Consider the following 12,495-nt stretch of genomic DNA (forward strand, 5'->3'; position numbering starts at 1 on the left):
ACACCCGCAATGCGGTCACCCGGCCATCGTCTTGAGACCGCCGGCGCTCGCGACCACGAGTTCGTCCAGCTCGTCCAAATCGACCATCACCCGGCGTCCAACTCGGTACCGGATCAGGGAACCGTCGCTGAAGCGCCGGGTCAGGGTCTTGGGGTGGACGCTGATGTACTCAGCCGCCTCCTTCAGGGAGGCCCAACGCCGGGCCCCGCCCTTCGACGTGCGGGCAGAGCTGTTACGCGTGTTCATCGAGGATCCTCTCGCTCATACCCCTATGAACCCCAGTCAGGCACGGCCAACGCGAGGACAGGGGCCAGCCTCAGGCCACAACCACTGTGAGGCCCTTGAGGGCTTCGTCCTGCTTGGGACCAACGCTCTCGACTCGGCGGGGGAAGACACGGCTGTAGACCTCCAGCGCCATGCGGGAATCGCTCCACCCCAGCAAGAGCATGACTTCCGCGATCGTGTATCCCTCGCTGAAGAGCCACGCGGCGTACGAAGCACGAAGGTCGTGCAGCGTGATGTGATCCTCCTTCGGTACCGGGAGCCCCTTCCTCCATAATCGGCGCCGCTCCGCCTCTGGGGTCCGCAACCCCATATTGGCCAGCGCCCTGTTGTGCCGCCGGTCGGCCTCGGCCGGCCCCATCGGCTTGCCATCCGCGACGGTGAACACGAGCTGCTCCGGCGACCTCGGATGCAACGTGAGGTGATCCCGCAAGATCGTCACCAACGTCGTCGACATCGGCAGCGAGCGGATGCCGGCCGACGTCTTGGGAACCTTCACACCCACGCGGTAGGCATCGCCGTCCTTGCCATGCTCGATCGCCTGGCGCACCAGGATCCGCCGCCCCTCGAGGTCGAGGTCCATCCGACGCAGACCGCGGACCTCACCGGATCTCAACCCGCCCAGGGCCACCGTGGCCAACAACGCCACGTGCTGAGGTTCGGCGGCTTGCAGGTAGCGTCGTACGTCGTCCAGGTCGAACACGTGACGCTGCTCCATCGCCTTCGTCTGTCGCGGGATGCTCACGCCGGCGGCGGGGTTCTTGTCGATCCATCCCCAATGCGCCGCCTTAGCCAGCAACTCACTGAACAAGGCCAACGACGACCGGTCGCGGCGGCGCTCAGCGGCCAGCGGGCCCTGGCGCCATTGCCACACGTCGTCGTGGGTGATGGTTTTCACGTCACGCTCGGCCCCCCAGTGGGGAACGATCCGCAGACGCCAGTCTTGCTCATACGCGGTGAGAGTGGAGAGAGCCAATGGCCGCGGACGCTGGGCCAGGAACCGGTCATACGTCTCTTGAAGGGTTCGCCGTTGGGGACGGCGAACCGCCTCCTCCTCAGGGGAGAGCCACTCGCCTCGTTCAATGGCCCTCTGCTGGAGTCGCAGCCAATGCTCGGCGTCGGCCTTGTGCGTGAAAGTCACCGGGGCAGCGACCCTGCGCGTGGAATCGTGGGGGTGGACGAAGCTTGCCCGATAGCGCCCGCTGGGCAGCCGTTTGGTTGATCCGAACCGTCTCATGACCATAGGAACCCCGCCTCAGTCGGTCTACGGCGTTCCACGAACGTTCCACGAGTGTGCTCCATAGTGTCCCCCTGAGGGCACCGGAGTCCAGGGTCAAACATGCAAACTCCCTAGTCAAGGGCGTTTGACTAGGGAGTTCAGCCGTGGAGCATAGGGGACTCGAACCCCTAACTTCCACCTTGCAAAGGTGGCACTCTACCAATTGAGTTAATGCCCCGAATCGACGGCAAGTATAGGGCAGCGCCGCCGGGCGACACACCTCAGCGGATCCGGGACTCCGCGACACCTCCAGCCGCCTGTCGGCCCCGTGTCCTAGGGTCGGCGTCGTGAGCATGTCCGAACGCCTGTACTCCGCGGTGATGCGCCGCGACCTGGAAGCCGAGCAGGCCCTCCCGGGGGACGCCGGCCGCCACGTCGCTGGCAATGGGATGCGCCTGGTGCTCTCCAGCGCGCTGCAGTCGTCGGGCGACCAGATCGTCAAGCCGTCGACCGTCCTGCCGTGGCTGCTGCACGCACTGGGCGCACCGGCGGCTTTGATCGGCCTCCTCGTGCCCATCCGCGAGTCCGGCTCCATGCTGCCGCAGGCGTTCCTCACCCCGCTCGTCGTGCGGGTCCGGCGCCGGACGTGGGTGCTGGTGCTGGGTTCGGTGGTTCAGGCGGTCTCGGTGGCGGCGATGGCGCTGGTGGCCGCCGTCGGCTCCGGGACGACGGCGGGCGTCGCGATCGTCGGGGCCCTGGCCGTGTTCTCGCTCGGCCGTTGCCTGACGTCGATCGCGTCGAAGGACGTCCAGGGCCGCACGGTGCCCAAGGGCGAGCGGGGCCAGATCAACGGGCTGGGCACCATGGCCGCGGGCATCGTCGCGATCACGCTCGGTCTCGCGCTGCGGATCTTCGCGGGCGAGAACCTCTCGGCGACCCAGCTGGCATGGCTCCTCGCCCTCGGAGCCGCGTTCTGGGTGGCGACGGCGGCCGTCCAGGCCGGCATCCGCGAGCCCGTCGAGGACGGGCCCACCACCGGCGACGACACCGACTCCCCCGTCGGCGTCCTGCGACTCCTCCGCGACGACCGTGAGTTCCGCAGCTTCGTCACCACCCGCAGCTTCCTGCTGGTCTCCGCGCTCAGCCCGCCGTTCGTCGTCACGCTCGCCGCGACGGCCGGCTCCAGCACGCTGGCAGGCCTGGGCGGGTTCGTCATCGCCTCCGGTGTAGCGTCCCTCATCGGCGGCCGGATCTTCGGGCGCGCCGCTGACCGGTCGAGCCGCGTCCTCATGGCCGCGACGGGGGCCGTCGCGTCGCTCGTGGTGCTCGTGCTGGTGGCCCTGGTCTCGGTCCCGGGCTTCGACGGGGCCTCCACCTGGGGCACGGTCGTCCTGGTGACGGGCTACTTCCTCCTCACCCTGCTGCACACGGGCGTGCGGGTGGGGCGCAAGACCTACGTCGTTGACATGGCCGAGGGGGACCTGCGGACGGCGTACGTCGCGGTGTCGAACACCGCGATGGGCGTCATCCTGCTCATCGTGGGCGGCATCAGCTCCGTGCTCGCGCTGGCGGGTGTGACGTGGGCGCTGCTGTTCCTCGCCGGGCTCGGGCTCCTCGGTGCGGTGTGGGGGTGGCGGCTGCCCGAGGTGTCGCGGGGCCGCTGAGGCTCGCGGTCCGAGGGGCGCCGGCCGCCGCGCTGGGAACGGTGCGGGGCGGCCGGCGCCGGTCAGGGTCAGCCGACGATGTCGTCGGCCTTGATCCGTTCCGCCGACGCCGCGGCGTCGGTCGGCTGCTCTTCCGCCGCGATCTCCGCAGCGATGCGGGCCCGATAGTTCGCCTTCTCCCGCTCGAGCCGCGCCGTGTCCCAGCCCAGGACCTCGGCCGCGATCTCGCCGACCTCGTCGACGGCGGCGCCGCCCCGGTCCCGCGACTCCGAGTTGAGCCGCACGCGCGCGACGAGGATGTCCTCGAGGTGCAGGGCCCCTTCGACGGTGCACGCCCAGGCGACCTCCGCGCGCAGGAACTGCGGCGCGGCGGCCAGCGGCCGGCCCATGGTCGGATCGGCGTCGATGGTCGCCAGCAGCGACTCCACCTCGGATCCGTAGCGCGACAGCAGATGCTTCATCCGGTCGGCGTCGAGGCCGTAGCGGGCACCGAGCCGGTCGGCCTGGTTGCGGGCCGCCGCGAAGCCCTCCGCGCCGAGCAGCGGGAGGTCGGCCGTGACCGACGGCTTCGCCTTCGCCTCGGCGGAGCCCAGCGCGAAGTCGACGGCGTCCTCGGCCATCACCCGGTAGGTCGTCAGCTTGCCGCCGGCGATCGAGACCATGCCGGGTGCGACCTCCGTGACGGTGTGTTCCCGCGACACCTTCGTCGACTTCGACTCGTCCAGCACCGCCGGCTGCAGCAGCGGCCGCAGCCCGGCGTACGTGCCGATGATGTCGTCGCGGGTGAGGGGCTCGGCGAGCACCTCGTTGGCGTGGGCGAGGATGTAGTCGATGTCGGCGCTGGTCGGCACCGGATGCTCGAGCTGCTCGTGCCAGGCGGTGTCGGTGGTCCCGATGACCCAGTAGTGCTGCCAGGGGATGATGAACAGCACCGACTTCTCGGTGCGCAGGAACATGCCCGCGCTGGCCTTGATGCGCTCCCGGGGCAGCACGATGTGGATGCCCTTGCTGGCCAGGACCTTGAGGCCGCCGCTGCTGCCGGCGAGCTTCTGGGTCTGCTCGGTCCAAACGCCGGTGGCGTTGATCACCCGCGTGGCCGAGATGGTGAGCGTGTCGCCGCTCTCCAGGTCCACGGCCTCGACGCCGTCCACGCGCCCGGCGTCGTTCTTCCGGACACCGGTGACCTTGACCCGGCTGGCGGCCTCGGCGCCGTACTTCACCGCGGTGCGGATGAGCGTGACGACGAGGCGGGCGTCGTCGACCCGGGCATCGTAGAACTCGATGGCGCCGATCAGCGCGTCGGGCTTGATGTCCGGGAAGCGCCCGCGAGCGCCGTCCTTGGAGAGGTGCTTCTGCAGCGGGACCGTCTTGCGGAAGCCGGCGCCCGCGACCGCGAGCGCGTCATAGAGCCCGACGCCGACCGCCGAGTACGCGCGCTCGATCACCCGCTGCTTGAGCGGCCACAGGAACGGCTGCGCCTCGACGAGGTGCGGGGCGATGGTGGTGAGGAGCCGTCCGCGCTCGGTCAGCGCCTCGGCGACGAGCTTGAAGTCGAGGTTGTAGAGGTAGCGCAAGCCGCCGTGCACGAGACGCGACGACCGCGACGACGTGCCAGACGCCCAGTCCTGGGCCTCGACGACGGCGGTCCGCAGTCCGCGGGAGGCGGCGTCCAGCGCGATCCCCGCTCCGGTCACCCCGCCACCGATGACGAGGACGTCGAAGTGTTGTGACTCCATCGCACGAAGCGACGTGGCACGCTGGGCCTGGGTGAGTGCGGTCATCTGCTGCTGGCTCCTCTGCTGGCGGACTCCCAGGATTCGTGCACTGCACGTTTAAATCAAGACCCCTGCACGTTCGTGCAGGTCACCGCTAGGATGGGCCGCGACGGTGCCGACATCGACGTCTCGGAGGCTCGGGTGAGCAGGACCAGCGACCAGCTGCTGACAGTGGCGCGTATGTATTACGTGCAGGCCGAGACCATGGACGCCATCGCCCATCACCTGGGGGTGTCGCGCTCGACGGTGTCGCGGCTGCTGAAGGAGGCCCGCGACCGCGGCCTCGTCCGGGTGACCATCGTCGACCCGGACCGCCCCCTGAACCGGCTAGCCGAACTGTTCGAACGCCACTTCCACGTCACGGCTCACCTCGTGCACGTGCGCCCGGGGGCCAGCAGCATCTTCCGGCTCGACCAGGTCGCCAGGATGGCCGCCGGTCTGCTCGGGAACATGGTGCGGGACGGCGACACCGTCGGCATCGCCTGGGGCACCACGGTCTCCGCGATCGCCACGCACCTGCGCCCCCGCGACCTCACCGGCGTGACCGTCATCGGACTCAACGGCGGCGCCAACCATCAGACCACCGGCCTGCCGTATGTGGGGTCGATCCTCCACAAGTTCGCCACCGCGCTCGGGGGCCAGGAACAGCTCTTGGCGCTGCCCGCGTTCTTCGACGACCCCGCGACGAAGGAGGCGATGTGGCGGGAGCAGAGCACCCGGCACATCCTGTCGGTGCGGGCCAACTGCCGGATCGCCTTGTTCGGCGTCGGTGGGCTGCACTCCGAGCTGCAGAGCCATGTGTACTCGTCGAACTATCTGAGCGACGCTGACCTGCGCTACCTGCGGGAGAACAACGTCGTCGGCGACGTCTGCACGGTCATGGTGCGCGAGGACGGCTCCTACCGGGACCTGGAGATCAACAAGCGCGCCACGGGGATGACCCCCGGCGAGCTGCAGGCCATCCCGAAGCGGATCTGCGTCGTCAGCGGCCTGTCGAAGGCCGCGCCGGTCCTGGGTGCCCTGAGGGCGGGCGTCGCCACCGATCTCGTCATCGACGCCGAGACCGCCCGCGCGGTCCTCAACCGCATGAAGCCGGGCATCCGGCTGGCCTGAGCGGGCGTCGCCGCTAGTCAGCGCGGCCTGGAGCCGCCAACTGACACGCACGTGCGCGACCACCTAGGCTGTCCCCCATGTCTGAATACATCCTGACCGAGGTGCAGGACGGCATCGCGCGGATCACGCTCAACCGTCCCCGGGCGATCAACGCCCTCACCGAGGACATGTTCACCGCCATGTACGACGCGCTCACCGCCTGGCACGACGACGACGCGGTGACCGCCGTCGAGCTGGCGGGCGAGGGCGAGCGCGGCTTCTGTGCCGGCGCCGACGTCCGCGCCCTAGCCGAGACGGTGCGCGAGGGCGGCCCGTTCCTCCGCTATCTCGAGACCGAGTACGCCCTCGACATGATGTTCGCGGACTACACCAAGCCCGTCACGTCGTTCCTCCGCGGCATCGCGATGGGCGGTGGGCTGGGCATCGGCGGCCATGTGGACCGCCGGATCGTCTACGCCGACACCGTCATGGCCATGCCGGAGACGAAGATCGGCTTCTTCCCCGACGCGGGCGTCATGTACGAACTGTCGCGGGCGGGCGCCGTCGGCGTGCACGTGGCGCTGACCGCGGCCACCTTCACGGGCGGCGACGCGCTCCTCATGGGGTTGGCCGACGAATCGGCCGACGGCGAGCTCCCCGCTCCCCTGTTCGAGGACTCGGCCGCGTGGATCCACGACTGCTACTCCTCCGACGACGTCGTCGAGATCGCGCATCGACTCGAGCACCATCCCGCGGAGGCGGCGCGCCAGGCGGCCCGCGACCTGCGGGCGCGCAGCCCCTTCTCCGTGCACGTCGCGATGCGCGCTCTGCTGCGCGCGCGGTCCCTGCGGCTCAACGAGGTGCTGGCCCAGGATCTCAGGCTGGCCGAGTCGGTCATTCCGTCCGGGGACTTCGTCGAGGGTGTCCGCGCCCTGCTGATCGACAAGGACAACCGGCCGCAGTGGCGCCACACGTCGCTCGAGGAGGTGCCGACCGCCGAGGTGGACCGCGTCTTCGACTACTGACGGCGACGGCCCGGCGATAGAGGACATGCCCCCCAGGGTATGCTGGTGGGAGTGAGCACACACTACGATGGGGCTGGCTATCCCGCCCCTGGTGAAGGAGAAGCATGTCCACCGTCCACGACGTCATCATCATCGGCTCAGGTCCGGCCGGCTACACGGCGGCCATCTACGCCGCGCGCGCCAACCTCAAGCCCGTCGTCTTCGAGGGCTCGTTCGAGGGTGGCGGAGCGCTCATGAACACCACCGAGGTGGAGAACTACCCGGGCTTCGCCGAGGGCATAATGGGCCCGGAGCTCATGGACCAGATGCGCAAGCAGGCTGAGCGCTTCGGAGCCGAGCTCATCACCGACGACGCCACCGCCGTCGACCTCACGGGCGAAGTCAAGATCGTCAAGGACTCCTACGACAAGGAGTACCACGCCAAGACCGTGATCCTCGCCATGGGCTCCGGCTACCGCAAGCTGGGACTCCCCGACGAGGAGCGCCTGTCCGGGCGCGGCGTCTCCTGGTGCGCCACGTGTGACGGCGCCTTCTTCCGCGACAAGCCCATCGCCGTCATCGGCGGCGGCGACTCGGCGGTCGAGGAGGCGACGTTCCTCAGCCGCTTCGGCTCGAAGGTCGTCATCGTCCACCGGCGCGACGAGCTGCGCGCGTCGAAGATCATGCAGGACCGCGCCATGCGCGACCCCAAGATCGAGTTCGCGTGGAACTCCGTCGTCGAGCGCATCAACGGCGCGAACTCGGTGGAGTCCATCACGTTGAAGGACACCCACACGGGCGAGCTGCGCGACTTGGACGTCAAGGGCGTGTTCATCGCCATCGGCCACGACCCCCGCTCGGCCCTCGTCAAGGACCAGGTGCACACCGACGCCGAGGGATACGTCCTTGTCGACGGCCGGTCGACCGCCACCAACGTCCCCGGCGTGTTCGCGTGCGGCGACCTCGTCGACCACACGTACCGGCAGGCGATCACCGCCGCGGGGAGCGGCTGCTCCGCCGCCCTCGACGCCGAGCGCTACCTGCAGGCGCTCGAGGACGCGGTCCCCATGGCGGTCAGCGCCTAGACTCGGTCCGCGACCCACACATTCCGGAAGGCGATTTCATGGCAGTGACCGACGTGACCGAGAAGACGTTCGTCGACGAGGTGCTGATGGCGGGGCAGCTCGTCGTCGTCGACTACTGGGCGGACTGGTGCTCGCCGTGCAAGCAGATCGCCCCGATCATCGACGAACTGTCGCGGGAGTACGGCGACGTCAAGTTCGTGAAGGTCGACACCAACACCAACCCGAACCTGGCGGCGGAGCAGGGCGTGCTGAGCCTGCCCACGCTGCAGTTCATCCAGGGTGGGCGCGTCGTGAAGTCGCTCACGGGCGGCAAGACGAAGGGCGCGCTCAAGAAGGTCATCGACGAGCTGCGTTGACATGACGCACTCCCCCGCGACGCCGTCGGCGCCGGAGTCCTGGGAGCCGGTCTCCCCGGCCGACGTGGTGCGGCCGCGGCCCTGGTGGGTCGCGGCGGCCGGGCCCGCGCTACTCGTGGTCCTGCTGGTGCTCGGCGGGATCATCGGGGGCGCGCTCGGCCGTTCGGTCGGCACCGCGTCGCCGACGCCGTCGGGGTCCCCCACGCCGGCCTACGTCATGGATCCACCCATCCAGGTGGGTGACCTGGTCCGCGGGGCCGTGACCGAGAGCTCGGGCCCCGCCCCGGAGAACCAGCGCATCGTGCGCGCCGACTATTCCGACGGCGTCAACAAGGTCATCTTCGTCATGACCTGGCCCGAGGACGACGTCAGCACCTACGTCGCGGACGCCGGCGTCGAGGGCGCCAACGAGGTGGGCGGGGCCGGGACGCTGTGCGGCACGTCGCTGGACACCTCACTGCCGGCGTGCGGCCGCATCTCCCAGGGCACCGGGCTCCTCCTGCTGGCCGTCACGGAACACGCCACCGCCGAGCTGGCCACGCAGCTGGCCGCGTTCGAGGACGCCGTCGCCGCCGCGGGCTGAGCGGGCCCACATTCCCTGACGGGATACAGTGAGCGCATGCGAGAGGGCGCGCCGCGTCCCTGACGGCAAGGTAAAGGATCGTGACCGAGCACTCCAGACACGACACCCGGCTCGACCGGTTCGTCGACAGCTACTCCCAGCGCACCAACGGCATGCGGGTGTCCGCCGTCCGAGCGTTGTTCGCCGTCGCCAACCGCCCCGAGATCGTGTCGCTGGCCGGTGGGATGCCGAACATCAAGGACCTGCCGCTGCCTGAGATCGCGGGCTCGATCGCCGACATGATCACCAGCAACGGCACGCAGGTGATGCAATACGGCTCGGGGCAGGGTGAGCCGGCCCTCCGGGAGCAGATCCTCGACGTCATGGCGCTCGAGGGCATCACCGCGCACGCCGACGACGTGGTCATCACCGCCGGGTCCCAGCAGGGCCTCGATCTCGTCACGCGCATCTTCTGCGACCCGGGCGACGTGATCCTCGCGGAGTCGCCGTCGTACGTCGGAGCTCTCGGCACCTTCCTCAGCTACCAGACCGAGGTCGTGCACGTCGGTTCGGACGAGGACGGGCTGGACCCCACAGCGCTGCGCGAGACCGTGGCGAGGCTGAAGAAGGCCGGCAAGCGGATCAAGTTCCTGTACACGATCCCCAACTTCAACAACCCGTCCGGCAAGACTCAGCCGTGGGAGCGCCGCCTCGACATCCTGTCGGTGTGCGCCGAGGAGGGCGTGCTCGTCGTCGAGGACAACCCGTACGGGCTGCTGACGCTGGACGCCGACCCGATCCCGGCGATGCGCTCCGCGGACGCCGACGTCATCTACCTCGGCTCGTTCTCCAAGACCTTCGCCCCGGGCTTCCGCGTCGGCTGGGTCCTCGCCCCGCACGCCGTGCGCGAGAAGCTCGTCCTCGCGCAGGAGTCCGCGACGCTCTGCCCGCCCGTGTTCAGCCAGTTCGCGATCTCGACGTACCTGGCGACCCAGGACTGGCAGGGACAGATCGAGATCTACCGCGACATGTACCGCGAGCGCCGCGACACCATGCTGCACGCCTTGGCCGAGGAGATGCCCGACGGCGCATCCTGGACGCGTCCCGCCGGGGGCTTCTTCGTCTGGGTCACGCTCCCCGAAGGGCTCGACTCGCAGGCGATGCTCCCGCGCGGCGTCAACGCGCGCGTCGCGTTCGTGCCCGGCGGAGCGTTCTACGCCGACGGCCAGGGCGCCCGCAACGTCCGGCTCTCGTACTGTTTCCCGCCCGCCGACCGCATCCGCATCGGCGTGCAGCGCTTCGCCGACGTGGTCCGCCGCGAGCTGGAAGTCATGGACACCTTCGGCATCGACGCCTCACCCCACGAGTTGCGGCGCCCCACCGGCCCCGGACCCGATCTCACCTGACAAGGAGTTATCCATGACGATCATCGTGATTGCCGGTGGGCTCAGCCACGAGCGCGACGTGTCGCTGCGGTCGGGCCGGCGGGTCGCGCAGGCGCTGCGTGACGTCGGCCGCGAGGTGATCGAGGCGGACGTCAACGCCGACCTGGTGCCGTTGCTGCGCCGCACGCCGGACGCCGTGGTCGTCCCCATGCTGCACGGGGGACTCGGCGAGGACGGAGCGTTCCGGGAGGTCCTCGAGGTCCTGAACGTGCCCTTCGTCGGGCCGACGGGGGCGTCGTCGCGGCTGACGTTCGACAAGTCCATCGCGACGTCGGTCGTCCGCGCAGCCGGGCTCGCCGCCCCCAAGCAGATCGCTCTTCCCCACGACATCTTCCGCGAGCTCGGCGCGCCGGCCCTCATGGAGGGCATCGGAGCACAGCTGGGCTACCCGCTCATGGTCAAGCCGTCGCGCAGCGGCTCAGCGCTCGGCGTCACCAAGGTCGACGACGCGTCCGGGCTCCCCGCGGCGCTCGTGGCGGCCTACGCGTACGGATCGGTCGCGGTCATCGAGTCCTACGTGGCCGGCACCGAGATCGCCGTCACCGTCCTCGACGACGGGTCGGGGCCGGTGGCGCTGCCCCCCGTCGAGATCCGTCCCGAGTCCGGCGTGTACGACTACGAGTCGCGCTACACGGCTGGTCAGACCCGGTTCGTCACCCCCGCCGAGCTGTCCGACGACGCACTCCTGGCCGCGCGGGAGCTCGCGGTGGCGGTGCACCGGGCCCTGGGGCTGCGGCACTTGTCGCGCACGGACATGATCGTCGAGGCCTCCGGCCGGCCGGTGTTCTTCGAGGGCAACGTCGCGCCCGGCATGACGGAGACGTCGCTCGCACCGCTGGCCTTCGAGGCCGCCGGCCGGGAGCTGGGCGAGGTGTTCGCGACGCTGGTCGACCTCGCGCGCGCCTGACATGGGGCTGCGGACGAAGCAGGCGCTCGCCATCATTGCGGGTGTCGTCGTCGCGGGCGTGATGCTGCTGCTCGGCCTGTGGCAGATGGCGTCGTACCAGGAGTCGACGCGCGACGTGTCCGCTGAGCGGGCCGCGGAGGCGCCCGTGGCCCTGGCCGAGAGTGTGAGCGAGTCCGGTGAGGTGGCGGACGTCTACGGTCGGAGGGTCACCCTCGAGGGAACGTACCTGCCGGACGAGGTGCTCGTCGGCGAGGCTGCGCCGCTGCGCGTCGTCACGGCCTTGCGGATGACTGACGGCCGGCATGTGGCGGTGGTGCGCGGCGCCGTCGCCGAGGGCGCAGAGCCGCCGGCCGCGCCGTCGGGGAACCAGAACATCGTCGGCGTGTTCCTGGCGCCGGATCTGCCCGCGGAAGGTGTCGCGGGGGGCGCCGACCTGGGATCGCTACGCATCCAGACGCTCGCGCAGACGTGGCCGTCGCCGCTGGTGGCGGGGTACGTGACACTGCCGGCCGACGAGGCCGCACGTCAGGGGCTCGACGCCGCCTCGCTCACGCTGCCGTCCACCGAAGGGTCCCCCACCCACCGGGGCTACGCGCTCCAGTGGTGGGTGTTCGCCGCGGGCGCTGTCGCGTTCGGCGTGTACGCCGCCCGTGGTTTCGCGAAGGACGCCGAGCGAGCGGCGGCGAACCGGCCGAGCGACTAGGCGGTCGAAGCCCGGAGCTTCGCGCGGACATCCTTGGTGGCGAAGTGCTCGGCCACGAACGACAGGAACGGCACGGTGCCCGCCGCCATGATGGCGAGGAACCACTTGATCGACCAGTTCACGCGGCGGCCGAGGTCGTACGCGGTGATGAGCAGGACCATGTAGAGCCAGCCGTGCGGCATGCCGGTCCAGGTGACGACGCGGCCGTCGCCCCAGATGTACTTGAGCGGCAGCCCCACGAGGACCAGCACGACGAGCAGGATCCCGACGACCCAGGCCATGATCCGGTAGCGCAGGAGCGCCGATCGGACGGCTGCGACGTCGTCGTCGGGGATGGACATGGTGGGCGAGGTCATTCGGCGCCTCTCTTGATCGTTTTGTCGATATAGCTGTTTGGATGT

At 69.8% G+C, this 12,495-nt stretch carries 13 protein-coding genes and 1 tRNA gene; 9 read left to right on the plus strand and 5 right to left on the minus strand.

What is annotated here, in order from left to right; translation table 11 throughout:
* Positions 1 to 15: 15 nt before the first annotated feature.
* The 3 genes from BCR15_RS00775 to BCR15_RS00785 all read right to left on the minus strand — a co-directional run bounded on the left by BCR15_RS00775 (position 16) and on the right by BCR15_RS00785 (position 1,739).
* Complete coding sequence (locus BCR15_RS00775; RefSeq protein ID WP_068749536.1) at positions 16 to 246, minus strand: helix-turn-helix domain-containing protein; 231 nt, start codon at positions 244 to 246, stop codon at positions 16 to 18.
* Positions 247 to 316: 70 nt separating this feature from the next.
* A complete protein-coding gene (locus BCR15_RS00780; RefSeq protein WP_083196539.1) occupies positions 317 to 1,525 on the minus strand; it encodes a site-specific integrase in 1,209 nt (402 codons plus the stop codon).
* Positions 1,526 to 1,666: 141 nt separating this feature from the next.
* Positions 1,667 to 1,739: transfer RNA gene (locus BCR15_RS00785), tRNA-Ala, on the minus strand.
* Between the two features lie 115 nt (positions 1,740 to 1,854).
* Between BCR15_RS00785 and BCR15_RS00790 the strand changes: the two genes are divergently transcribed.
* Positions 1,855 to 3,165, plus strand: a complete 1,311-nt coding sequence (locus BCR15_RS00790; RefSeq protein ID WP_218058932.1) for an MFS transporter — start codon at positions 1,855 to 1,857, stop codon at positions 3,163 to 3,165.
* A gap of 68 nt (positions 3,166 to 3,233) precedes the next feature.
* Here BCR15_RS00790 and BCR15_RS00795 read toward each other — a convergent pair whose 3' ends face one another.
* Positions 3,234 to 4,946: a glycerol-3-phosphate dehydrogenase/oxidase gene (locus BCR15_RS00795; protein WP_068749539.1), complete on the minus strand. Its 1,713-nt coding sequence runs from the start codon at positions 4,944 to 4,946 to the stop codon at positions 3,234 to 3,236.
* 135 nt (positions 4,947 to 5,081) lie between these two features.
* Here BCR15_RS00795 and BCR15_RS00800 point away from each other — a divergent pair, with 135 nt between their 5' ends.
* The 8 genes from BCR15_RS00800 to BCR15_RS00835 all read left to right on the plus strand — a co-directional run bounded on the left by BCR15_RS00800 (position 5,082) and on the right by BCR15_RS00835 (position 12,094).
* Positions 5,082 to 6,053, plus strand: coding sequence for a sugar-binding transcriptional regulator (locus BCR15_RS00800; protein WP_068749624.1), 972 nt, complete (start codon positions 5,082 to 5,084; stop codon positions 6,051 to 6,053).
* A gap of 77 nt (positions 6,054 to 6,130) precedes the next feature.
* Entirely contained in the window at positions 6,131 to 7,057 is a 927-nt protein-coding gene (locus BCR15_RS00805) for an enoyl-CoA hydratase/isomerase family protein (RefSeq protein WP_068749540.1), read from the plus strand.
* A 104-nt stretch (positions 7,058 to 7,161) separates the two neighbouring features.
* Positions 7,162 to 8,121 carry a thioredoxin-disulfide reductase gene (gene trxB, locus BCR15_RS00810; RefSeq protein ID WP_068749541.1) on the plus strand — a complete coding sequence of 320 codons (960 nt, stop codon included), beginning with the start codon at positions 7,162 to 7,164 and terminating at the stop codon, positions 8,119 to 8,121.
* 38 nt (positions 8,122 to 8,159) lie between these two features.
* Positions 8,160 to 8,477 (plus strand): thioredoxin, encoded by a 318-nt coding sequence (trxA, locus tag BCR15_RS00815; protein WP_068749542.1) that lies wholly within the window; start codon positions 8,160 to 8,162, stop codon positions 8,475 to 8,477.
* 1 nt (position 8,478) lies between these two features.
* Positions 8,479 to 9,060 carry a hypothetical protein gene (locus tag BCR15_RS00820; protein ID WP_068749543.1) on the plus strand — a complete coding sequence of 194 codons (582 nt, stop codon included), beginning with the start codon at positions 8,479 to 8,481 and terminating at the stop codon, positions 9,058 to 9,060.
* 80 nt (positions 9,061 to 9,140) lie between these two features.
* Positions 9,141 to 10,445 (plus strand): aminotransferase-like domain-containing protein, encoded by a 1,305-nt coding sequence (locus tag BCR15_RS00825; protein ID WP_228383354.1) that lies wholly within the window; start codon positions 9,141 to 9,143, stop codon positions 10,443 to 10,445.
* Positions 10,446 to 10,458: 13 nt separating this feature from the next.
* Complete coding sequence (locus tag BCR15_RS00830; protein WP_068749545.1) at positions 10,459 to 11,391, plus strand: D-alanine--D-alanine ligase family protein; 933 nt, start codon at positions 10,459 to 10,461, stop codon at positions 11,389 to 11,391.
* Between the two features lies 1 nt (position 11,392).
* On the plus strand, positions 11,393 to 12,094 hold the full coding sequence (locus tag BCR15_RS00835) for an SURF1 family protein (protein WP_068749546.1): 702 nt from the start codon (positions 11,393 to 11,395) through the stop codon (positions 12,092 to 12,094).
* On the opposite strand, the gene BCR15_RS00840 is transcribed toward BCR15_RS00835, so the two are convergent.
* Positions 12,091 to 12,450 (minus strand): DUF3817 domain-containing protein, encoded by a 360-nt coding sequence (locus BCR15_RS00840; protein ID WP_068749547.1) that lies wholly within the window; start codon positions 12,448 to 12,450, stop codon positions 12,091 to 12,093. The two genes, BCR15_RS00835 and BCR15_RS00840, sit on opposite strands and share 4 nt — an antisense overlap.
* Positions 12,451 to 12,495: the final 45 nt, after the last annotated feature.

The sequence above is a fragment of the Tessaracoccus lapidicaptus genome, assembly GCF_001693815.1.
Classification (GTDB): domain Bacteria; phylum Actinomycetota; class Actinomycetes; order Propionibacteriales; family Propionibacteriaceae; genus Arachnia; species Arachnia lapidicapta.

Bases quoted from the DNA above. Each gene is read 5' to 3' on its own strand.
- BCR15_RS00840 (WP_068749547.1), bottom strand. From the start codon at position 12,450: ATGACCTCGCCCACCATGTCCATCCCCGACGACGACGTCGCAGCCGTC.
- trxA (WP_068749542.1), top strand. From the start codon at position 8,160: ATGGCAGTGACCGACGTGACCGAGAAGACGTTCGTCGACGAGGTGCTG.
- BCR15_RS00780 (WP_083196539.1), bottom strand. From the start codon at position 1,525: ATGGTCATGAGACGGTTCGGATCAACCAAACGGCTGCCCAGCGGGCGC.
- BCR15_RS00795 (WP_068749539.1), bottom strand. From the start codon at position 4,946: ATGACCGCACTCACCCAGGCCCAGCGTGCCACGTCGCTTCGTGCGATG.
- BCR15_RS00805 (WP_068749540.1), top strand. From the start codon at position 6,131: ATGTCTGAATACATCCTGACCGAGGTGCAGGACGGCATCGCGCGGATC.
- trxB (WP_068749541.1), top strand. From the start codon at position 7,162: ATGTCCACCGTCCACGACGTCATCATCATCGGCTCAGGTCCGGCCGGC.
- BCR15_RS00820 (WP_068749543.1), top strand. From the start codon at position 8,479: ATGACGCACTCCCCCGCGACGCCGTCGGCGCCGGAGTCCTGGGAGCCG.
- BCR15_RS00790 (WP_218058932.1), top strand. From the start codon at position 1,855: ATGTCCGAACGCCTGTACTCCGCGGTGATGCGCCGCGACCTGGAAGCC.
- BCR15_RS00835 (WP_068749546.1), top strand. From the start codon at position 11,393: ATGGGGCTGCGGACGAAGCAGGCGCTCGCCATCATTGCGGGTGTCGTC.
- BCR15_RS00830 (WP_068749545.1), top strand. From the start codon at position 10,459: ATGACGATCATCGTGATTGCCGGTGGGCTCAGCCACGAGCGCGACGTG.
- BCR15_RS00775 (WP_068749536.1), bottom strand. From the start codon at position 246: ATGAACACGCGTAACAGCTCTGCCCGCACGTCGAAGGGCGGGGCCCGG.